General features: G+C 70.2%; 17 protein-coding genes and 1 pseudogene. 7 read left to right on the forward strand and 11 right to left on the reverse strand.

The features are described from left to right. Position 1: 1 nt before the first annotated feature. From E1284_RS09705 to E1284_RS09730, 6 genes are all read right to left on the reverse strand, one after another. On the reverse strand, positions 2–3,553 hold the full coding sequence (locus tag E1284_RS09705) for a bifunctional glycosyltransferase/CDP-glycerol:glycerophosphate glycerophosphotransferase (protein WP_131938684.1): 3,552 nt from the start codon (positions 3,551–3,553) through the stop codon (positions 2–4). A gap of 52 nt (positions 3,554–3,605) precedes the next feature. Further along, positions 3,606–7,142: a bifunctional glycosyltransferase/CDP-glycerol:glycerophosphate glycerophosphotransferase gene (locus E1284_RS09710; protein ID WP_131938685.1), complete on the reverse strand. Its 3,537-nt coding sequence runs from the start codon at positions 7,140–7,142 to the stop codon at positions 3,606–3,608. Positions 7,143–7,296: 154 nt separating this feature from the next. Continuing rightward, positions 7,297–8,229: a LysR substrate-binding domain-containing protein gene (locus tag E1284_RS09715; RefSeq protein ID WP_131938686.1), complete on the reverse strand. Its 933-nt coding sequence runs from the start codon at positions 8,227–8,229 to the stop codon at positions 7,297–7,299. Between the two features lie 110 nt (positions 8,230–8,339). Beyond that, on the reverse strand, positions 8,340–9,794 hold the full coding sequence (locus tag E1284_RS09720; protein WP_207923661.1) for a carotenoid oxygenase family protein: 1,455 nt from the start codon (positions 9,792–9,794) through the stop codon (positions 8,340–8,342). Between the two features lie 106 nt (positions 9,795–9,900). Further along, positions 9,901–11,004 (reverse strand): hypothetical protein, encoded by a 1,104-nt coding sequence (locus tag E1284_RS09725; RefSeq protein ID WP_131938687.1) that lies wholly within the window; start codon positions 11,002–11,004, stop codon positions 9,901–9,903. Continuing rightward, on the reverse strand, positions 10,994–11,542 hold the full coding sequence (locus E1284_RS09730) for an RNA polymerase sigma factor (RefSeq protein WP_131938688.1): 549 nt from the start codon (positions 11,540–11,542) through the stop codon (positions 10,994–10,996). Before E1284_RS09730 ends, E1284_RS09725 begins: the two co-directional genes overlap by 11 nt. Before the next feature lie 321 nt (positions 11,543–11,863). Between E1284_RS09730 and E1284_RS09735 the strand changes: the two genes are divergently transcribed. Continuing rightward, the gene (locus E1284_RS09735; protein ID WP_131938689.1) at positions 11,864–13,072 is read left to right on the forward strand and encodes a CapA family protein; all 1,209 of its coding nucleotides are present in this window, start codon (positions 11,864–11,866) and stop codon (positions 13,070–13,072) included. Positions 13,073–13,155: 83 nt separating this feature from the next. On the opposite strand, the gene E1284_RS09740 is transcribed toward E1284_RS09735, so the two are convergent. Both E1284_RS09740 and E1284_RS09745 read right to left on the reverse strand, forming a co-directional pair. Beyond that, on the reverse strand, positions 13,156–13,389 hold the full coding sequence (locus E1284_RS09740; protein WP_341770388.1) for a DUF397 domain-containing protein: 234 nt from the start codon (positions 13,387–13,389) through the stop codon (positions 13,156–13,158). Beyond that, the gene (locus E1284_RS09745) at positions 13,322–14,155 is read right to left on the reverse strand and encodes a helix-turn-helix domain-containing protein (RefSeq protein WP_243714373.1); all 834 of its coding nucleotides are present in this window, start codon (positions 14,153–14,155) and stop codon (positions 13,322–13,324) included. Before E1284_RS09745 ends, E1284_RS09740 begins: the two co-directional genes overlap by 68 nt. A 266-nt stretch (positions 14,156–14,421) precedes the next feature. Between E1284_RS09745 and E1284_RS09750 the strand changes: the two genes are divergently transcribed. From E1284_RS09750 to E1284_RS09755, 3 genes are read left to right on the forward strand one after another with little or no spacing between them, the layout of a single operon-like run. Then, the gene (locus E1284_RS09750; protein WP_131938692.1) at positions 14,422–14,619 is read left to right on the forward strand and encodes an ATP-binding protein; all 198 of its coding nucleotides are present in this window, start codon (positions 14,422–14,424) and stop codon (positions 14,617–14,619) included. Positions 14,620–14,634: 15 nt separating this feature from the next. Continuing rightward, a complete protein-coding gene (locus E1284_RS41325) occupies positions 14,635–14,880 on the forward strand; it encodes an ATP-binding protein (protein ID WP_341770389.1) in 246 nt (81 codons plus the stop codon). 28 nt (positions 14,881–14,908) lie between these two features. Further along, positions 14,909–15,085 (forward strand): DUF397 domain-containing protein, encoded by a 177-nt coding sequence (locus tag E1284_RS09755; protein WP_131938693.1) that lies wholly within the window; start codon positions 14,909–14,911, stop codon positions 15,083–15,085. Between the two features lie 517 nt (positions 15,086–15,602). On the opposite strand, the gene E1284_RS09765 is transcribed toward E1284_RS09755, so the two are convergent. Beyond that, the gene (locus E1284_RS09765) at positions 15,603–16,310 is read right to left on the reverse strand and encodes a TetR/AcrR family transcriptional regulator (protein WP_131938694.1); all 708 of its coding nucleotides are present in this window, start codon (positions 16,308–16,310) and stop codon (positions 15,603–15,605) included. 104 nt (positions 16,311–16,414) lie between these two features. On the opposite strand from E1284_RS09765, the gene E1284_RS09770 reads away from it, so the two are divergent. From E1284_RS09770 to ahpD, 3 genes are all read left to right on the forward strand, one after another. Then, on the forward strand, positions 16,415–17,272 hold the full coding sequence (locus E1284_RS09770) for an SDR family oxidoreductase (protein WP_131938695.1): 858 nt from the start codon (positions 16,415–16,417) through the stop codon (positions 17,270–17,272). A 398-nt stretch (positions 17,273–17,670) separates the two neighbouring features. Continuing rightward, a complete protein-coding gene (locus E1284_RS09775) occupies positions 17,671–18,225 on the forward strand; it encodes a peroxiredoxin (protein WP_131938696.1) in 555 nt (184 codons plus the stop codon). 69 nt (positions 18,226–18,294) lie between these two features. Continuing rightward, on the forward strand, positions 18,295–18,837 hold the full coding sequence (gene ahpD, locus E1284_RS09780) for an alkylhydroperoxidase, AhpD family (RefSeq protein WP_131938697.1): 543 nt from the start codon (positions 18,295–18,297) through the stop codon (positions 18,835–18,837). Between the two features lie 52 nt (positions 18,838–18,889). Here ahpD and guaA read toward each other — a convergent pair whose 3' ends face one another. Continuing rightward, entirely contained in the window at positions 18,890–20,503 is a 1,614-nt protein-coding gene (guaA, locus tag E1284_RS09785) for a glutamine-hydrolyzing GMP synthase (RefSeq protein WP_243714370.1), read from the reverse strand. 328 nt (positions 20,504–20,831) lie between these two features. Then, positions 20,832–20,955 (reverse strand): annotated as a pseudogene (locus tag E1284_RS43980) (glutamine amidotransferase-related protein); the annotation flags it as partial.

Consider the following 20,955-nt stretch of genomic DNA (forward strand, 5'->3'; position numbering starts at 1 on the left):
ATCAACGGTTGAAGATGCGGTCTACGGCTCGGGCGGCCGCTTGGCCGTCGTCGTGCGGGCAGTACTTCACGAAGAACCGGTCGTAGACGTCGGCGTAGTGCTGCTCGCTGTCGGGTGCCGCCTTGACGGCCTTGGCGACGTCCGCCGACGTCGTCACCACCGGGCCGGGCGCCTCCGCCTCCAGGTCGATGTAGAGGCCGCGCACGTGGTCGCGGTAGCGCTCCATGTCGTAGGCGTAGATGACGATGGGCCGGCCCAGGACGGCGTAGTCGAACATGGCGGAGGAGTAGTCGGTGACGAGGACGTCCGCCGCCATGTAGAGGTCGGCGATGTCGGGGTAACGGGAGACGTCCATGACGAAGCCGTCCGCACCGGCCGTCGCCGGACGGGGCCTGTCGGTGACGAGGTGGTGCGTCCGCAGGAGGAGGACGTGGTCGTCGCCCAGGGCGTCCCGCAGGGTTTCCACGTCCAGCTCCAGCGAGAAGCCCTGCCTGCCGGGGCCGTGGCGCCGGTCGTCCCGCCATGTGGGCGCGTAGAGGACGACCTTCTTGCCGTCGGGGATCCCCAGGCGCTTGCGTATGCCCGTCCCGACGCTCTCCCATTCGGGGCTGCTGAGGATGTCGTTGCGCGGATACCCCGTCTCCAGGACGTCCCCGTCGTAGTGGAACGCGCGGCGCATGATCTGGGTGGCGTAGGGGCTCGGGGACAGCAGCAGATCCCAGCGCGATACCTCCCACTCCAGCCAGTCGTGGCGTTCGGTGCGCTGGTAGGGCATGTCCCTGAGGTCGTGGGCGAGACGCTTCAGCGGGGTGCCGTGCCACGTCTGGACGTAGGTCTGGCCGTGGCGCTTGAAGTACCAGGGCGGGAGCCCGCGGTTGGTGACGATGTGCCGTGCGCGTGCGAGGACGCGGTAGTGCTCGCGGGTTCCGGCCAAGACGGTCCTGGTCTTCACGTCGGTCGTGCAGTCGATCGGGAACTGGCCGTCCTGGGTGACCCACACGCATTCCAGGTCGGTGTTGCGGCGCGCGAGTTCCTCGTAGATGGCCCTGGGATTGCAGCTGTACTGGGCGCCGTCGTAGCTGTCGAAGACGGCGATGTCCGCCAGCGGGCTTCGCAGATAGACGGGGTAGTCGCGCTGCTGAAGCAGCAGTTGCGCGTGACCGCCCCGCTCGTCGTCGCCCAGGGCGGGACGGCTGTGCAGCGTCAGCGCGTCGATCTGGTGGACGCCGACCTCGAATTCGTGCGTACCGACGCGTCGCCGTTCGGGCAGCCGTGGGATCGCCTCGCGTTCGACGACGACCGCCACCTCGCCGGAACGCGCGCGCGCCAGCACGTCCCATGTTCCGCTCATCAGCGGCAGGTCGGTGCCGAACACGGCCATGGTCGCGGGCGTGCAGGCGGCGGTGAAGCGGTCCTGCTCCCAGGTGACGGGGACGCGGTGCTCGTCGCCCGACCGGCGCCGGCGCAGGACGAAGTGGTCGGGCCGGTCCTCGATGCCGGCGTAGTCGCCGGTCAGGGTGAGGTGGCCGGCGGCATCCCATTCGGCGGCGCGGACGACGGGCCGAGGGGTGCGCTCGACGGCGCGCAGGTTGCCGAACGCCGTCCGCGTGAGCGCCAGCTCGCGGCCGTGCTCCCCCGGCAGCGCGAACCGGGCGGGCTTGACGTTGCTCGCGACGGTGAGCCGCAGCGGCCCGCCCTCGCCGGTCAGCCGGATGTCCCAGTCGATGGCGTCGCGCAGGTGCGGCCGGTACGGGGCCGGGCCGCCCCGGGCGGAGGTCAGGAACTCCAGCGGGAGCTTCGCCGTGAAGTCGAACCCGGTGCCCTCCGCCATGCGCAGGACGGCCGACTGGCGCAGCGTCACCTCGCCGCGGACCTCCTCTCCCCCGTGCCGGCGGGCCGCGACCATGGCGACCCCGGCGCCGAGGGCGCGGCGCGTCCAGCCGGTCAGTTCCAGCATGTCCCCGTCGCGGCGGATCCGGGTGAGGACGGCCTTGGCGCGCTTGACGTGGACGACGAACACGTCGTCGTCGCCGGCCGCCGGCTGGACGGCCACGTGCTCGTCCACCTGCCGTGCCGCCGTCCACCGCACGGCCGGGGGCGTCGCGGTGAGCCGCTGCACGGCCCTGCGTCCCGCCGTGGAGACCTCGGCGAACAGCTCGTAGGTGGCCGTGCGCCATTCGTCGCCGTCGAGGAGGTACTCCGGCTCCACCCGCACGGTGAACCCGGACCAGTCGTAGGAGACGCTCGCCTGACCGGACTGTGCCGTGACCTCCGGGCAGCGGGTCCGTTCCACCGGGAGCCGGATCTCCCTGCCGGTCTTCACGTCCCGCATCCAGACCCGGATGCGGGAATCGGTCGCCGCCGACACGTCGAACCTGTCGAAGTGGGCGTGCCCTTGGACGATGAGGGTGTCGACGTCCCATTCGACGCGGTCGACGTCCGTCCACAGGCCGATCTCGTCGGTGACGTCGTACACGTCCAAGGGGATGTCGCGTTCGGCGTCCTCAAAGAACGGGTAGCGCGCGTACCAGCGCGGACGCAGGCGGCCCCTGGGCACGATCGGGACGTCCTGGAGCCCGTACTCCTCGAAGCGGAGCACGTCCAGCAGTTCGGGAACCATGCGCCCGCGCAGGAGATGCAGCTCCAGGCGCCTGATCGCGTCGAGCCCGTCGGTGGCCGAGCGGTCGGCGTCGGCGACGACCTCCGCGCCCAGCTCGATCAGGCGTTCCCGCTCCTCCCAGGTGGCGGCGGGCAGGGCGAGCATCAGGTCGCGCACGTCCAGGTCCAGCGCGTACATGTCGTGGACGGCGAGGAGTTCCGGTGCATGGTCGTGGACGAAGTTCCGGATGGCCGCGAGGGTCGCGATCCGGTCGGTGATGTGGTCCGGGTCGGGGCGGAGCCGCGGGGCCGTTCCCGGACGGTCGCGCCAGAAGTAGACGGTCGTGTCCAGGACGTCCACCGCGGAGGCCAGGAGCTGGGCTCGGACGGCGACCAGGGCGTCCTGGTCGGTGCCCAGCTCGAAGCCGTGCGCGTCCCAGAACGAGCGCCGGTAGACCTTGTTCCAGAGCGTCCGGTCTTGCAGGAGCGCGGGGTGGCGGGTGACATGCGTCGACAGCATCGTTTTCGCGTAGGGCTCGCGGTGCAGCGGTGACTGCCACACCTGCTCCGCGTCCAGGCACATGACGTTCCCGCCGGCGAGGTCCGATCCGGTGGAGTCGAGGGTGCCGACCAGCAGTTCGCAGGCGTAGGGCGGCAGCACGTCCTCGCCGTCCGCGAACGCCAGGTACCGGCCCTTGCCCTGTTCCACACCGGCGTCGGCGGCGGACGCGGCGGACGACGCCGAAGACGCGGCGGGGCCCGGCTGGAGCAGCGTGAACCGGTCGTCGCGCCCGGCGAACTCCTTGGCGGCGAGCGCCTCGCCGTCGTCGGCGCCGTCGTCCACCATGAGCACCTCGACGTCGCGCAGGGTCTGCCCTGCGAGCGACTCCAGGCACTCGGCGAGGCGGCCGCCGGTGCTGCGGAACGGGACGACGATGCTGATCTGCGGGGACACGAGCGACTCCGTGATGGGGTGAGCGGGGTTAGGAGGAGGTGGGCCGGCCGGGTCAGCGACCGGAGGGCGGGACCCGGTCGAGCACGCCGTCGATCAGGCGGTCACCCGTGCGGTCGGCGGTGCGGTCGGCGGTGCGGTCGCCCGTGCGCTCCAGGACCTGGTCGAGCACGCGGTCGAGGACGCGGGCGGCGGCGTGGCCGTCATCGTGCGGGCAGTACCGGGCGGCGAAGGCGGCGCGCGCGTCCCGGTACCCGGTCTCCAGCGCGGCCGGGTCGCCCAGCGCCTCGACGACCTCGCGGGACGTGCCGAGCATCGGCCCGGGGGCCTCGGCGTCGAAGTCGAAGTAGAAGCCGCGCACGTGGTCGCGGTAGCGCTCCAGGTCGTAGGTGAAGAAGACCATCGGACGGCCGGTGACGGCGAAGTCGAACATGGCCGACGAGTAGTCCGTGACCAGCACATCGCTGATCAGGAACAGTTCGGAGATGTCGGGGTAGGCGGACACGTCCATCACGCAGTCGCCCGGCCGCAGCTTCGGCCGGTCGGTGACGAGGTAGTGCGTCCGCAGGAGCAGCACGTGGTCGCGGCCGAGCGCCGCCCTGAACTGGTCGAAGTCGAACTCGAGGCGGAACGCGCGCTTGCCGATCGCGTGGTGGAAGTCGTCCCGCCACGTCGGCGCGTACAGGACGACGCGCTTGCGCTCGGGGATGCCGAGCCGCCGCCGGACCGCCGCCGCGATCTCGTCCCGGTGCGGGCTGCTCAGGATGTCGTTGCGGGGATAGCCGCTTTCGAGGACGTCGCCCTCATAGCCGAACGCACGCCGGAACAGCGGCACGGAGAACGCGTTCTGCGCGAGGAGCAGATCCCACTGCGGGACGTCGTGCTCCATCCAGTTGACGCCCTCGGTGCGCTTGTAGGGCATCTGCTTGACGTCGTAGCCGAGCTTCTTCAGCGGCGTCCCATGCCAGCACTGCACGTACGTCTGGTCGTCGCGCTTGGTGAACCATTCCTTCTGCGACCAGTTGCCGAAGACGAAGCGCGCGCGGGCGAGGGCCTCGTAGTGCTCCCGCGTGCCGACCAGGACGGTGCGGGCGCCCACCGGCCTGCCGAACTGTCCGTTCTCGGTGACCCACACGCATTCCAGGTCGGTTCCGCGCCGCCGGAGTTCGTCGTAGATGCCGCGCGGGTTGCACGAGTACTGGCGTCCCCGGTAGGCGTCGAACACGGCGAGGTCGCGGACGGGCAGGTTGAGGTGGCGCCGGTAGTGCCCGGACCGTATCCGGCTCTGCGCGTAGGCGCCGCGCTCGTCGTCGTCCAGGGCGGTCTCGATCCGCAGCACGAACTGGTCGGTTTTGTAGGCGCGGACCGTGATGCGGTGCAGACCCGCCTCGAACGGCTCGGGCAGGTCCCGGAGGGTGTGGCGCCTGATGAGGACGGGCTGCTCCTGCCCGCTGACGGTCGTGAGGACGTCCCAACGGCCGGACACCAGGGGGCGGGACAGTCCGAACACCGGCATGCGCGCGGGCGAGAACTTCGCCGTGAAACGGTCACCGTCCCAGTACAGCTTGACGATGTGCTCCTCCGCCGACCGCCGCCGCCGGAGGAACAAGGAGTCGGGCCGTCCGGCACGGTCGGTGCAGGTGCCGGCCAGGTGCAGGGCACCGTCGGACGACCAGGACACCTCGTCCAGGATGAGGGCCTTTCCGCGCACGACGATGCGCAGCGTGCTCCGCCGGGTCCTGGCGATCTCCAGTTCCCCGCCGGGGACGGGGAACGCGGTTCCGGCGGCGTCCGCGTCCAGGTACGGCTTGACGCCGCCCGGCAGGCTGATCTCCCAGTCGACCGGCCGCCGGGCCAGCCCCGCGGCGGGCAGCCTGGCCCGGAACCCCTCGCCGCCGACCCGCTCGACCGGCCCGGTGACCGTGGCGCGGCCGGCCTTCGGCACGGCGGTGACGCGCGGCTCGTCGCCGAGCGGTGCGCTGCTCCAGCCGTCCAGGCACAACTCGCCACCGTCCAGATGGCAGCCGACGACCGCCGCGGGCGTCCGCCGCACCTGCACCACGAACCGGTTCCGGGCCGCGACGCCCTGGACGAGGACGCCCGGCGCGCACTCCCGGTCGTCCGGCCACTGCCGGCCGGGCAGGCGCGGGTTCGCGAACGTGCGGCGCCGCCGCAGCCCCCGGTTGACGATCTCCACGCAGGGGACCCAGTCGACGTCCCGCCAGCGCCCGAACATCTTCAGCGCGGACGGGTCGATCTCCGCGACGAATCCGGACCAGTCGTAGGAGACCGCCGACTGCCGCGACCGGGCGGTCACGTCCGGCCGCCGGACCCGCTCGACCGGGACGCGCGCCAGGCCCCGCTTGTTCGCCGCGACCAGCCACACCCGGATCCGGGAGCCGTCCTCGGTGGAGGAGTCCAGGTGCCGGATGTAGGCGTGCCCCTCGATGCGGAGCCGCCCGTCCACCCAGACGGCCCGGTCGATGGCCGCGACGGGCTTCAGCTCGTCGGTCACGTCGTACACGTGCGCCGGGACGGCCCGCTCCTCGTCCTCGAAGAACGGGTACTCCGCGTACCAGCGGTGCCGCAGGCCGCGCCGGACCCGCGGCGCGTCCGGCGCCTTGCGGAGCTGGACGAACCGCAGGACCTCCAGCAGCTCCGGCAGCATCCGGCGGCAGAGCAGGTGCAGCTGCAGGCGCGTTATCGCGGGCAGCCGCTTCACCACGCGCGGGCTGACGCGGCGGGCGAGCGCGGCGCCGATGGCGACGAGCTCCTCGCGGTGCTCGTCCTGCGTTCGCGGGAGCGCCTCGAACAGGACGCGCAGCTCGATCGGGACGAGGGCGTGCTCGTCGTAGGCGTTGAGCAGCTGCGGCGCGTAGTCGGCGAGCCCGTCGCGCAGTGCGCGCGCGGACGCGAGGCGCTGGTTGATGTTGCCCCAGTCGTAGCGGTCCTCCGTGATGGACCCGGGCCGCTTGCGCCAGTAGTAGACGGTCTCGCTCAGGACGTCCACAGACTTGGCCAGCGCGTGCGCGCGCGCCGAGACGGGCGGGTCCTCGTAGAAGCCGGTGGGGAATTCCAGGCGGGCCCCGGTCCAGAACTCACGCCGGTAGACCTTGTTCCACGGTGTGCGGTCGCGCATGAGCACCGGCTTGGACGACACGTGCGTCCGGGAGCACGACTCCGTGAAGACACCGTCGTGCAGGGGCGACTGCCATTTCCGGTCGGCGTCCATGCGCTCGACGTTGCCGGACGCCATGTCGGAGCCCGTCCGGTCCAGGGAGCCGGCCAGCCGCGCGTAGGCGTCCTTCTGCACGACGTCGTCGGCGTCGGCGAAGGCCAGGTATTCGCCCCTCGCCTGGCGGACCCCGGCGTTGCGTGCGGGGCCGGGGCCCTCCTGCTCGCGCGTGAACAGGCGGAACCGCTGGTCGCGCGCGCACATCTCCTTGGCGATCACGGCGCTGCCGTCGGTTGACCCGTCGTCCACCAGGATCACCTCGAGGTCGCGCAGAGTCTGCCCGGCCAGCGACTCCAGGCACTCCCTGAAGTACTCCTCGGTGTTGTGGAACGGCACGACGACGCTGAGCTTCGGCATGGGGCCTCCTCCTCGCCCCACCGAGCATGGTGACGTTACGCCACTCCATGAACACGCATCGCCATTGCCGTCCCGTCCCCTGACGCAGACTTGACCTCATCTGGCCGCGTTTTACCCGCGCCTTAATGTCGGGCCGCGGAGGACCGTTAGGGGCTCAGGCGGGCCGTATCCCCGGCGCGACGCCGGATTCGGCGACGGCGGTGCGGACGCTCTCCGCGAGCGCCGCGAACTCGTCCGCGCGCGGCGACGTCGACCGGAACCCGAGCCCTATCCGGCGGAACGGCGCCGGCGGCGCGAACCGGTGCAGGCCGAGGTTCGGCGCCCGGCGCGTCTCCACCGGCAGCGCGGTCTCCGGGACGAGCGTCACCCCGAACCCGCCCGACACGAGCTGCACCAGCGTCGCCAGGCTCGTCGCGTACGTCGCGGCGGCGGCGCGCGCGCCCACGTCGCGGCAGATGTCGAGCGCCTGGTCGCGCAGGCAGTGCCCCTGGTTGAGGAGGAGGACGTCCAGGTCGTTCAGCGCCTCGCGCGGGATCTCCTCGTCGCCCAGGTCGAACCCGGCGGGCGCGACGAGCACGAAGTCCTCGTCGTACAGGACGATCTCGGTCACGCCGACCGTGGACACGGGCAGCGCCAGGAGCACGACGTCCAGCCGCCCGGCGAGCAGCTCCGTGACGAGATGCTCCGTCTGCTCCTCGTGCACCGACAGCTTCAGGTCGGGGAACTCCTTGGCGAGCCTCGGCAGGACGATGGGCAGCAGGTACGGCGCCACGGTCGGGATCACCCCCACCCTGAGCGGCCCCACCAGCGTCCCCTGGACGGCCTTGACCTCGTCTACCAGGCGGTCGAGTTCCGCTAGGACGACCTCCGCCCGGCGTGCGACCTGCTCCCCGGCCGGGGTCAGCAGGACCTTCCGGGTCGTCCGCTCGACGAGGCGTGTTCCGAGGGTCTCCTCCAGCGCCGCCACGGCTCCGGAGAGGGCGGGCTGGCTCATGCGCAGAGCGGCGGCGGCGTCCCGGAAGTGCAGATGCTCGGCGAGCGCCAGGAACGCCCGCAACTGAGCCACCGTCGGTCTGCTGTTCGCCATCTCACCCGAACGTTACTCCAACGATCATCACGGACCGTGAGGAACCCCAGGTCGGAGCGAGTGTGTTCCACCACATTCGGTTTCGGCGACAGGGACGGGGCGCCGGCCGGTCAGCGGATCGGCAGTCGGTCCGGGTGCGGGATGGGGGCGCCGGGGTCGGCGACACGTCTCGTGAACGTGCCGTGGAAGCCGAACGGGATGTGGTGCTTCAGACCCAGCGTGGCCACATGCTCCAGACCGCGGGCATCGAGAATGGTGAGTTGCGACCGGTGCTCTGCGCCGAGATAGACGACGGCCAGCAGCCACCCGTCGTCCTCGGCGGCGTCCTGTGTGCGGGGCACGAAGATGGGTTCGCCCACGTACGTGTGCGGCCCCATCTCATGGACCTCCGTCCGGCCGGTGTCGTTGTCCACTTTCAGGACGCTGTCGTACTCGCCGCTGGTGCCCGTCCGTCCGCTCATGTAGGTGAACCGGTGCGGACGGGTGGAGCGGCGCCAGTCGTACTGCGGAAGCTCGCCCGGCAGATCGGAGAGCCGCGTCGCGATCACGCGCCCCGCCGGCGTGATCCGGTACCGCATGAGCCTGCTCGCGGGCAGTTCGGGGAACCGCGTGCGGAACCCGGTGAGGTCGCGGCGGATGTCCTCGTAGTCGTCGAACTCCACCAGGTCGACGACCGTGTCCGTGCCGTCCTCGAACGCGTTGGCGACGTGCAGGTGGACGAGCGTCTCGTGCTCGACGATCCGCGCCGGGCCGCCGTCGCGCGGGACGAGCACGAACCGCGTCCCCTTGTCCGGGCGGTGCCGGATCGCGTCGAACATGGGCCCGCCGCTCAGCATCGTCCGCAGGTCGAACATGTACGGGTCCAGGACGAACACCATGTGCTCGGTGGTCAGCGCGACATCGTGGTTCCACGGCATGTCCAGCATCCGCACCTTGGCGAGCCGCCGCATCCGGCCATGCCGGTCGACCTTCCAGCAGTTCAGGTGGGGCAGCGGCGCGAACTCCTGGCCGAAGTTGAACATCTCCCCGGTGACCGGGTCCCATTTCGGGTGGGCGGAGAACGCCTTGAGCATCCCCCGGAGCCGCCCGCCGAAGTCGTGGACGCCGAGGGTCTCCAGGGTGTCGGGGTCGAGGCGGTACGGCGGGCCGCCCTCCCACAGGGCCAGCAGCCGCTCGGCGTGCATGGCGACACCGGTGTTGGCGGCGTTGGCGGGGCCCTTCGCCTTGGCGAAGTTGGTCCAGAACCCGCCGGGGAGCGCCGTCCCGACGGCGGGCCTGCGCGCCCGTCCGGCGACCATGCCGTCCGTGAACTGCGGCGTCCGCACGTATCGGTTGCGGAACCGGGCCTCGCGGCCGTCGAAGGTGAACTGCGAGACCATGCCGTCGCCGTCGAAGAGGTGGTTCAGCAGGGTGCGCCCGACCTCCCACTTGCCCGGGCCGATCCGGTAGAGCGTCCCGGTGAGTTCGCCGGGGAGGTTCCCTTCGACGTCGTCGATGACGTAGTCGTGCTCGTGCATCAGCGGGGTGAAGATGCTCTCCATGTCCGGCGCGGTCTGCAAGGGCACGGCGGCCTCCCGATCTGGATACAGACGTCCCCAGAACGTAAGTCGAAACTTACCGCCGCGTCAACGTGCGTCCCCGGGCCGTCCGCCGGCGGCCCGGGGACCATGCTCAGCCCTGGTGGGGCTTCTCGTCGCTCCAGCCCGCCGACGCGATCGTCGTGTAGCTGAGGACGTCTCCGGGCTGCCGCCTGGGCACGTCCACCGCGATCACCTCGAAGCCCATGAGGCGGTACGTGCCGGGGTCGAGGACGACGCGCGTCTCCGTCGCGGCGTCCCGCATCGCCAGCCCGATGCCGGTGCGGCCCTCGGCGTCCTCGACCTCGCCGATCGCCTTCACGCCCGGGACGTCGGCCATCGCCCGGAAGACTACCGACCGCGCGCGCGGCGGGACGGGGTTCAGCGTGATGAGCCTGAGCCCCTTCCAGAGGTAGTCGACCGCGGCGGTCCCGTCCGGATCGCCCAGCATGAGGGTCTTGTACCGCTCGGGCTCCTCACCGAAGCGCTCGATCCGCTGCTCTGGGGTCAGCATCTGGAACTCGCACTCGCTCGCCCGGTCGGCGTTGGCCGCGCACTTCTTCCGGATGTCCGCCGGGTCGTGCCGTCCCAGCGCGGCCTTCTTCTGCTCCGGTGTCGCGACCTGCTTCTCCCAGCCGGCCTTCCCCAGGTCCTTCGTGGTCAGCGTCAGCCAGTGGCCGTCCGCCCACACGCGCATGCTCTGCGGCGAGCCGGCCTTCGTCCAGGCGGCGGCGTCCTTCGGCGTGAGCGGCTTCGCACCGGGCGCCACCTTCGCGTACTCGACATCGGGATCGGCGCCCGAACGCGCCTTCCAGCGGTCCCAGGTGTCGGCGGCGACGACGGAGTAGCCGTCCGCTCCCCCGACGCGGTACACGTTCCCTTCCTCGCTCACGACGTGCCAGTAGCGTCCGGCAGGCTCGTTCATCGCGTGCTCGGCCGCGGCGAGCAGGACGCGCCGCGCGTTCGGGTCCGTCCGCGGTGCCTCGCCGTCCGTTCCGCCGCCGGTGAGCACCGTGGCGAACCCCGCGGCGAGCGCCATGGCGGCGGCGACCCCCGCCAGCCCGAACACCGGACGCCGGCCGACCGGGCGCCGCGCCGCGGGCCCGCCCGCCCGCATCCGGCGCCGCCCCTCGGCGACGACCTCCGCGGACGGCGGGTCCTCCAGCAGCAGCGCGCGGATCATGCGGTCATCGTTCATGGCTGTCCTCCCCGAGGGCGGCCTTCACCTTGGCGCGGGCGCGGCTCAGCCGCGACGTGACCGTGCCGTACGGAACGCCGAGCGCCTCCGAAATCTCCTGGTTCGACAATTCGCTCAGCGCGCTGAGCAGCAGGACGTCCCGCTGGTCCCGGTTGAGCGACCGCAGCGCCTTGGCCAGGCGCGGTTGCATCCCCTCCGCCCGGACCCAGTCGACGACCTGCTCCTCGTGCCCGCCGTCCACCGCCGCCGGGCCGACCTTCGCCAGCGCCCGGTACCGGCGCGACTCCTGCCGCCGGTGCTGCGCCACCAGCTTCGTGGCGATGCCGAACAGCCAGGGCCGGACGCTCCCCCGCTCCGGGTCGAACCGGTGCCGCTGCCGCAGCGCGATGACGAACGTGTCGGCGGCGATGTCGTCCGCCACGTCCCGTCCGAGCCGCCCGGCGATGTAGCGGTGGATGTCGGTGAAATGCTCGTCGTAGTGGACCGCGAAGTCGTCGGCCTGCCGCGGTTCGGGCCGCACGGTCCCGGTGCCCCTCATGTCGGGTGACCTGTCATCGAGCCGCCTCTCTGCGAACGGATTGCGAACGGACACGGTCACCCCTCACTCCGCCGCACGCCCGAATCTGCTCCCGCCGGATCCACACGACGGGCCTGCAGCGCCCGCCGCAGGCACGCCTACACGGCCTGGGGCTCCCGAACACCCTTACTGCTCATCACAGATATTGCCCGGATTTGTCGGACTCTCGTCCAAGGGCGATACAAAGGCAACGTCCCGCCGACGTCACTCAAGCTCTAAGAAGATCACATTCTTAGACATTTGCCGATTGTTCACGCTTGCATCAGGAACGACGTCTCCGTGATGAGTTCTTCCAGGTCGAAAATCTCCCGGACAACAGCGTTCCTGCTGTCCGCGGCAGTCGCCACGGCTCTGACGGGCTGCGCAGACGATGGACGCCATGCTCCGTCCCATCCTCGGCGTGCGGCCGCGACCAGTGGGCCCACCACGATCACGGTTGCGGCTACCGGCGACTTCCTTTTGCACCAGCCGCTCGTCACGCAGGCCGCCGAGGACGCCGCGAAGAGCGGCCGCCACGGCTGGGATTTCCTCCCCATGCTCAACCAGTTGCACCCCCTCATCGACAGCGCCGACATCGGCATCTGCCACATGGAGACACCGGTGGCCACGCGCCGCGGCCCGTTCGAGGGCTATCCCGCGTTCAATTCCCCGCCGCAGATCGTCGACGCCATCCGCGACCTCGGCTACGACACCTGCTCCACCGCGTCCAACCACACCCTCGACCAGGGCGATGCCGGAGTACGGCGGACGCTCGGCGCCTTGGACGCCGCAGGCGTCCGGCACACCGGATCGGCGCGCGGCCCCGGCGAGGCCGAACGCACCGATCTGCTCGACGCGCAGGGTGTGAAGGTCGCACAACTCTCCTACACCTACGGCACCAACGGCATCCCGATCCCCCCGAGCCGGCCGTGGCTGGTCAATTCCGGCCTGGACGCGCCCACGATCCTGCACGCCGCCGCCCGCGCCAGAGCGGATGGCGCCGCGATCGTCATCGTCAGCCTCCACTGGGGCGAGGAATACCGGCACGCGCCGACCGACGAGCAGCGGACGCTGGCCCGCCGCCTGCTCGCCTCACCCGACGTCGACCTGATCATCGGCGACCACGCGCACGTCGTGCAGCCGTTCGACCAGATCAACGGCAAGTGGGTGGTCTACGGCATGGGCAACCAGATCGCCAATCCGATCGCGAACGGCCAAGACACCCATGAAGGTCTGGTCGCCCGGTTTCAGCTGACCCGCGACGCGGCCGGCCGCTGGCGGGCGGCGGCCTCGTTCGTCCCGACTCTCGTTGAGGCGGGACCGCCGATCCGGCTCGTCGACCTGCCCCACGCCCTCGCCAGTGCCGACCTGCCCGCCGGTACCCGCGCCCGATACCGCGCGGCGCTCAACCGCACGACGGCGGCGGTCCGCAGTCTCGGATCGAAGGTCCCCGTCCTGGACGGTCCCCTTCCGAGCAGCCCGGCCCCCGCCGAGCAGCTGGCGGGACCCTGAAACGGATATCCCGGCAATAAGGCGGTTGCGTGGCCCCAGGCGGCGTCGTGGCTCGGTGTCGGGCCCGGTCTGCCATCAGCGCATCAGAGGTCGCAGTTCCCGGCCTTGACCCGGGCGACAAGATCAGCAAGGTGCTCTTTCGCGATGACCAGAACCGGCCCGGACGCGTCCTTGCTATCCCGGACACCCACTCCGCACGCCAGGGCGGTCAACTCGACACAGTCCGTCGTGCCGCCACCATGGCTGTAACTACTCTTCCGCCAAGCCGTCACGTTGCTCATCCATCCTGGATAGATACTCGCGGGACTGATCTTCATTCCAAGCCCGCGCCGCAACCCGGTTGAACCTCAGAACCACGGCGGCGGCCTCCGTCTGATCATCGATGACCCGTCCCATCCCCAGCGCGCTGCTGGAGAACGCCGCGTAGCGACGGCCTGGAAGGGTGCAACAGTAAAACGGTCCATCCAGGCCGATATGCGGCACAGCCGTGAACGGAAGTATACGTATCGATACGTAGGACAATCTACCCATTTGCAGCAGGTAGTCCCGTTGTGCGGCCATCACTGCAACGCTCCCCGCAGACCGCACGGCACCCTGTTCGAGCACGGCCCATATTTGCGGTCGACCATCCAGCATGGCGGCCTGAAGTTCCATCCGGGCGGCAAGAGTCTCCTCGACATCGTCGACGAATCCAGCAGCATGACCTGCTTCCAGCAGGCTCCTCGCATAGTCCTCGATCTGAAGGGGGAGCGGCACGACGCTGTTCGCGAACGTGCAGTGCTCCACGGCCTTGCGGTAGTAGCGGTCGAGGCGGGATGGGGCGTTCGCGTCGATTCCGAGTTTTGCGTAGCCGAGCCAGATGGTGAAGACGCCGCCGGTGTCCCATGCCTTGTCGAGGGCGGCGCACTCCCGGGTGCCGAGTTGCTTCTCACCGGACTCGTATTTGGAAACCTGGCCGATCGAGCAGTTGAGGATCTTCGCGACGTCGGCCTGGGTCAGGCCGCGCCGCAGGCGCAGAAAGCGCAGGTAATAGGCCAGGAAGGCGTAGATCGACTCGTGCGGGTCGGGGGACGGACGGACCATGATCACGTACCTCCGCACTTGCTCTATTTTCTAATGTTGTCGGCAATAATGACAAGCCCATGGCGAGCCAGTCAACATGTGTCGCGAAAGACGAAACCGTCCGCGACAGAGGCGAACACGGAAATGGGCATCGACAATTCTCGCAAGGATGACTTCATAGACGAAACGGACTCGCTTCCGGCCGGCCGGCGACTCACCGCGGGCGACCTCCGCACGCCCGGCGACCTCATGGGCCACCGGGACGGCCTGGCACGGGAGAACCGGCGGTGAGCGCCGTGATCAAGGGCACGTCGGCGGGGCCCGCCGCGCTGCGGCGAAGCCTTCTCGCCACGCCCGACGCCGTCCAGCAGGGCCGTCTCATCGTGGAGTCGCAGGCCCTCCAGTGGCGGCTTCCGCAGAGCACGGTGGACGACGCGGTCCTCGTGGCGTCCGAGCTGCTGACGAATTCCGTCCGGGCGACGTGAGGCCAGGCGATCACGCTGCGGCTGGCGCTCGTCCCCGGCGGGCTGCGCGTCGAGGTGTGGGACGCCTCCCCGGAGGAGCCGCGTCCGTCCATGCCCGACCTCGCGATGCCGGCGGAGCCCCTGCCGGACGACGCGCCCGACCCGGGCGGGTGGGGGCTCGGCATCATCGCGTCCCTCGCCGAGGAGCACGGCTGCCGTCCCGAGCACGGAGGAAAAAGCGTCTGGGCCGTCCTGCCAACGTCCATAAGGAGGAGTTCATGAGCAGGCCGTACGAGTTCGTCAAGGGTCCTTGTGCAACGGGGAGGACTCCGGGTGCGGGTGCGTCGAGGTCGCGACCAACGTCATAGACGCACCGGACGGGATAGTCGCCGTCCGCGACACCAAGACCGGCTGCCTCCTGGAGTTCGACCGTCATGAATGGGAGGGATTCATCAAGAGCGTCAAGAACAACGAATTCGACATTTGACGCGCATCAGACTGCGGGCCCCGTTCCCCCCTGGGCGGGGTCCGCTTGGTGGGAGGCTCGCCCCGTGACCATCCGGCCGTTCGATTACGACGCCTATTGGCGGGACGAATCCCGTGACGACTGGCGACGGCAAGGGCTGCATTGGCATTGCCACTCCTCCCGCATGGACGCCAGTGCCTACGGGGACGACCAGGCGCGCCGGGACGACGGTAGCGAACTCGCGCCCCGGGAAGTCCGCGACTGGCTTCGTAAGCCGTCCCGGACGATCCGGCACGTGCCGGTCACGCCGGAGGACGCGGTCACGTGGCTTCGAGGCCAGTGGGAGCAAGTCAAGGGGCAGGTAGGACAGGAGGCCGCTGCGATCCCGGACGAGACGCGGTTCGGGACGGCCCTCTACAACCTGCGGTGCGGCAACGACCTGTGCTGGGGTTTCTGGCTCAATTCGTCCATCCACCTGCATCTGGCCGTCGTCGGCACCGCCCAGACCTGTCATGGCGAGGCCGCCGGCTCATGCGGGTCAGCGGGGCGCGTCGGCGATGCGGTCCAGCCATTCGCGCATGAGGCCCCGTTCCGGTTCGGTCAGGGCGGTGGCCTGCGGCAGGACGGCGCGCAGGGCTACGGCGGCGCCGACCGGGCCGGGGGCTGAATGCGCGGGGGCGTCGGTCGTGATCGCGGCGATGACCGCCTCGCGGGCCATGACCGACAGTTCGAGGTCTCTGGCGGCCTCGGGCATCGCGATCAGCGCGATGGTCGTGCCGCTGCCGGCGGCGTGGACGAGCTGGACGGCCCGCTCCTCGCCGACCCGCAGCCGTCCCGCCTCGGCGATCCGGTGGACGCGGGCGGCGAGGATGTCGATCCCGGCGGCCGCAGCCGGTGGCATCGCGCCGGGGCGCGGCTCGCACATCAGCATGTAGAGGGCGGGGTTGGCCAGGCCGAACTGGAGGTGCTCGTCCCAGCCGGCGCGCAGGTCGTCCACCGGGTCGGTGTCGGGCTCCGGGGTGGACTTGGCACTCAGGTAGGTCGCGAAGCCTTCGGCGGCGACGGCGTCCAGCAGGCCCTGTTTGTCGCCGAAGAGGCGGTAGATGGTCGGTGCCTGGACTCCGGCCGCCGTCCCGACCGCGCGCGTCGAGACCGCCTCCCGCCCGCCCTCGGCGAGGAGCTTGGCGGTGGCGGCGAGGATGCGCTCCCGCGGGCCGTTCCCGCCCGCTGCGTCATCGACCTGCACGCTAATGACGATAACAGGCTTGTGGTAGCAGTGCTTTCATATCAGTGTTAGCGTTGCCGCGTTAGCACTGATTCAGCGTTCGGCAGTGAAGGCAGGGGTACCTCATGATCATCGTCACCGGCGGCAGCGGACAGCTCGGGCGCGGGACCGTCGAGCGGCTGCTCGAACGCGTCCCGGCGGACCGGATCGGAGTGAGCGTCCGGGATGTGGAGAAGGCGAAAGACCTCGCGGATCGGGGTGTGCGCGTGCGTTATGGCGACTTCGCCGAGCCGGGCAGCCTCGCCCACGCGTTCGAGGGCGCGTCGCAGGTCCTGATCGTGTCCGCCAACGCCATCGGCCAGGATCTGCTGCGGCTGCACCGGAACGCGATCGACGCGGCCAAGGCGGCGGGCGCCCGCCGGATCCTCTACACCAGCCACATGGGCGCGAACCCGTCCTCGGTCTTCCCGCCCATGCCGGACCACGCCGCCACCGAGGAGATGCTGCGGGTTTCGGGCGTCCCGTTCACCTCGCTGCGCAACGGCTTCTATGCGTCCACGACGGTGGCGCTCGTCGGCGCCGCGCTCCGGAGCGGCGAACTGGCCGTGCCGGACGACGGGCCGGTCTCCTGGACCGCCCACGCCGACCTCGCCGAGGCCACCGCGATCACCCTGGCCGAGGAGACCTTCGACGGCATCACCCCGGGCCTCACCGGCGGCGAGGCGATCGACATGGCCGGCGTCGCGGCCATCGCGTCCGAACTGGCCGGACGTCCGATCAAGCACGTGGTCGTGCCGGACGCCGAGTTCCGCGCCGGGGTGATCGCCCGCGGCGTCCCCGAGTTCGCGGCGGGCATGCTCGTGGACATGTTCGCCGCCGCCCGCCACGGCGAGTTCGCCAACGTCGACCCCACCCTCGGGCACATACTGCACCGGCCTCCGACCCCGCTCCAGGACGTCCTGAAGGCGGCCCTCAGCGAATGACGGCGGAACCTCCGGCATCGCGGTCGAGCATCGCGTGATCCGAGATGGGCCGTGAACGGCCGGTCGTGCGGCTTTCGTCACTCAATGCCCATCGAAAGTGGTGGAACCTCTACACTTGCTGCGCTACGCAGCGTTAGGCCCGATTTGGGATGGGTCTGTGTGATTTACGTCTATTGGATGGACGTTCAGCGGCCCCATGACACCTCATCTAGGCAGCTCACAGCGCTGTGCGGCGCATTGATAGGGGATTCCTATCGCGCTCTTGAGATTTATCGATTTCTCTTTTTGATCGAGCAGAGGCACGCTGAGTGACATCAGCCGCTGAGGCGGATAACCCCCGCGGCCCCTCCTGCGCCTCTCATGTGGAGGCGACCCTTTCTCATGACGAAGGAGCATGCGTGCTTACTGTCGGTGACCAGTTCCCCGAGTACGAGCTCACCGCCTGCGTCTCGCTGGACGCCGAGAACGCGTTCGAGACGATCAACCACAAGTCCTACGAGGGCAAGTGGCGCGTCGTCTTCTTCTGGCCGAAGGACTTCACCTTCGTGTGTCCGACCGAGATCGCCGAGTTCGGCCGCCTCAACGAGGACTTCGCCGACCGCGACGCGCAGGTGCTCGGTGCGTCCGTCGACAACGAGTTCGTCCACTTCGCATGGCGCAAGGACCACCCGGACCTGCGCGAGATCCCGTTCCCGATGATGTCCGACCTCAAGCGCGAGCTGAGCGAGGCCCTCGGCATCCTCACCGAGGACGGCGTGGCGCAGCGCGCGACGTTCATCGTCGACCCGAACAACGAGATCCAGTTCGCCATGGTGACCGCCGGTTCCGTCGGCCGGAACGTCAAGGAGGTCCTGCGGGTCCTCGACGCGCTGCAGAGCGACGAGCTGTGCCCCTGCAACTGGAACAAGGGCGAGGACACCCTGGACGCCGCCAAGCTGCTGGCCGGCGCCTGATCCCTCGCAACCCCGCACGGCCGGCCGCGACGCGCGCGGCCGGCCGTACGCATGAAAGGACGCATGATCATGAGCGTTGACGCGCTGAAGAGCGCCCTCCCGGGCTACGCCAAGGACACCAAGCTCAACCTGGGCTCCCTGACCTCCACCTCCCAGCTCACCGAGCAGCAGCTGTGGGGGACGGTCCTCGCCTGCGCCCTCGCCACGCGCAGCGCCGTCGTCATCCGCGAGCTGGCCGAGGAGGCGGGCGACTACCTGTCCGCCGAGGCGTTCGAGGCGGCCAAGGGCGCCGCGTCGATCATGGCGATGAACAACGTGTACTACCGGGCCACCCACCTGATCGGCGACGAGACGTACGCGACGCTGCCCGCCAAGCTGCGCATGTCGATCATCGGCAGGCCGGGCGTGGACAAGGTCGACTTCGAGCTGTGGTGCCTCGCCGTGTCCGCGGTCAACGGATGCGGGCGGTGCCTGGAGTCGCACGAGAAGGTCGTCCGCGAGGCCGGGCTGTCGCGCGAGCTCGTCCAGGAGGCGCTGCGGATCGCCGCCGTCGTCAACGCGGCCGCCGCGACGCTGGACGCCGAGGCCGCGCTGGCCCCCGCCACCGTCTGACACGACGCGGCAGAAGGGCCCGGACGGTTCACCGCCCGGGCCCTCGCCGTGCTCACTCCCACTCGATGGTGCCCGGGGGCTTGGACGTGATGTCGACCGTGACGCGGTTGATCTCGCGGACCTCGTTGGTGATGCGGGTCGAGATCCGCTGCAGGACGTCGTAGGGGAGCTTCGCCCAGTCGGCCGTCATGGCGTCCTCGCTGGTCACCGGGCGCAGGACGATCGGGTGCCCGTAGGTGCGGCTGTCGCCCTGCACGCCGACGGAGCGGACGTCCGCCAGCAGCACCACCGGGAACTGCCAGATGTCGCGGTCGAGGCCCGCGCGGGTCAGCTCCTCGCGGGCGATCGCGTCGGCGTCGCGGAGGATGTCGAGGCGGTCGCGCGTGACCGCGCCGATGATGCGGATGCCCAGGCCGGGGCCGGGGAACGGCTGCCGCCAAACGATCTCGGACGGCAGGCCGAGCTGCTCGCCGAGCGCGCGGACCTCGTCCTTGAACAGTGTCCGCAGCGGCTCGATCAGCTTGAACTGCAGGTCGTCGGGGAGGCCGCCGACGTTGTGGTGCGACTTGATGTTGGCCGCGCCGGTGCCGCCGCCCGACTCGACCACGTCCGGGTAGAGGGTGCCCTGGACGAGGAACTCCACCGGTTCGGAGGCGTCCTCCGCACTCTTCTGGGGGGACGCCCCCCCGGCCCCCCCGGAACCGCCGTGGACGATCTCGCGGGCCGCCTCCTCGAACACGCGGATGAACTCGCGGCCGATGATCTTGCGCTTCTCCTCGGGGTCGGTGACCCCGTCGAGGGCGGCGAGGAAGCGGTCCTGGGCGTCCACGACGTGCAGGTTCACGCCGGTGACGGCGACGAAGTCCTTCTCGACCTGCTCGGGCTCGCCCTTGCGCAGCAGTCCGTGGTCGACGAACACGCAGGTCAGCTGGGAGCCGATGGCCCGCTGGACGAGGGCGGCGGCGACCGCGGAGTCGACCCCGCCCGACAGCGCGCAGATCGCCCGCCGGCCGCCGACCTGCGCCCGGACGGCCTCGATCGACTCGTCCGCGATGTTCACCATCGTCCAGTTGGGACGGCAGCCGGCGCCTTCGTAGAGGAACCGCCGGAGGATCTCCATCCCGTACTCGGTGTGCAGGACCTCCGGGTGGAACTGGACGCCGAAGAAGCCGCGCTCCAGGTCCTCCATGCCGGCGACCGGGGTGACGTCGGTGCTGGCCGTCACCGTGAAGCCTGCCGGTGCGCCGCTGACGAAGTCGCGGTGCGACATCCACACCGCCTGCTCGTGCGGCAGCCCCGCGAACAGCATGCCGGGGGACGTGACGGCGACGGTCGCGCCGCCGTACTCGGCGACGTCGGAGTTCTCGACGGTCCCGCCGAGGGCCTGCGCCATCACCTGGTGGCCGTAGCAGATGCCGAGCGTCGGGACGCCGATGTCGAACAGCCCCTCCGGCGCGACCGGGGCGCCCTTCTCGTACACCGAGGCGGGGCCGCCGGACAGGATGATCGCCTTCGGCCGCTTCGCGAGCATCTCCGCCGCCGGCATGGTGGACGGCACGATCTCGCTGAACACATGGCACTCGCGGACGCGCCGCGCGATCAGCTGCGCGTACTGCGCGCCGAAGTCGACGACGAGAACGGTGTCAAAGGACTGGTCTGCGGCCACCAACTAAGCCTTTCGCACGGCCGGAAGGGGTCTCCAGTCTACGGGCCGCTGCCTGCGCCGATGCGCCGCACCCCCGGCCAGGGCATCACATGGTGCGATCGGCCGATAACGGTCGGCATCCATTTACCTTGATCACACTCGCGAGGGGACTTCGTTCTGGTACGTCTTGATGACGTCCTGTAGTCGAAAGCATGTTTTCCGCATGGTTCCCGTCCGCAAGCGACCTCCCTAGGAGTGCCGTGAAGCTGCTCGCCGCCACCGTCCTGCTCGCCGCTCTCGTCCCTTCCGTGCCGTCCGGGCCCACGTTGCGGAGGGCCGTGGAGCACGCGAACAGCATGCCGGGGGACGTGACGGCGACGGTCGCGCCGCCGTACTCGGCGACGTCGGAGTTCTCGACGGTCCCGCCGAGGGCCTGCGCCATCACCTGGTGGCCGTAGCAGATGCCGAGCGTC

Origin of the sequence: Actinomadura bangladeshensis, assembly GCF_004348335.1 — a bacterium.
GTDB lineage: Bacteria > Actinomycetota > Actinomycetes > Streptosporangiales > Streptosporangiaceae > Spirillospora > Spirillospora bangladeshensis.

Excerpts from the sequence above, each read along its gene's own strand:
- E1284_RS09730 (WP_131938688.1), bottom strand. The coding sequence starts at position 11,542 with ATGAGGGGCACCGGGACCGTGCGGCCCGAACCGCGGCAGGCCGACGAC.
- E1284_RS09735 (WP_131938689.1), top strand. The coding sequence starts at position 11,864 with ATGAGTTCTTCCAGGTCGAAAATCTCCCGGACAACAGCGTTCCTGCTG.
- E1284_RS09770 (WP_131938695.1), top strand. The coding sequence starts at position 16,415 with ATGATCATCGTCACCGGCGGCAGCGGACAGCTCGGGCGCGGGACCGTC.
- E1284_RS09725 (WP_131938687.1), bottom strand. The coding sequence starts at position 11,004 with ATGAACGATGACCGCATGATCCGCGCGCTGCTGCTGGAGGACCCGCCG.
- E1284_RS09715 (WP_131938686.1), bottom strand. The coding sequence starts at position 8,229 with ATGGCGAACAGCAGACCGACGGTGGCTCAGTTGCGGGCGTTCCTGGCG.
- E1284_RS09745 (WP_243714373.1), bottom strand. The coding sequence starts at position 14,155 with ATGGTCCGTCCGTCCCCCGACCCGCACGAGTCGATCTACGCCTTCCTG.
- ahpD (WP_131938697.1), top strand. The coding sequence starts at position 18,295 with ATGAGCGTTGACGCGCTGAAGAGCGCCCTCCCGGGCTACGCCAAGGAC.
- E1284_RS09710 (WP_131938685.1), bottom strand. The coding sequence starts at position 7,142 with ATGCCGAAGCTCAGCGTCGTCGTGCCGTTCCACAACACCGAGGAGTAC.
- E1284_RS09740 (WP_341770388.1), bottom strand. The coding sequence starts at position 13,389 with ATGAAGATCAGTCCCGCGAGTATCTATCCAGGATGGATGAGCAACGTG.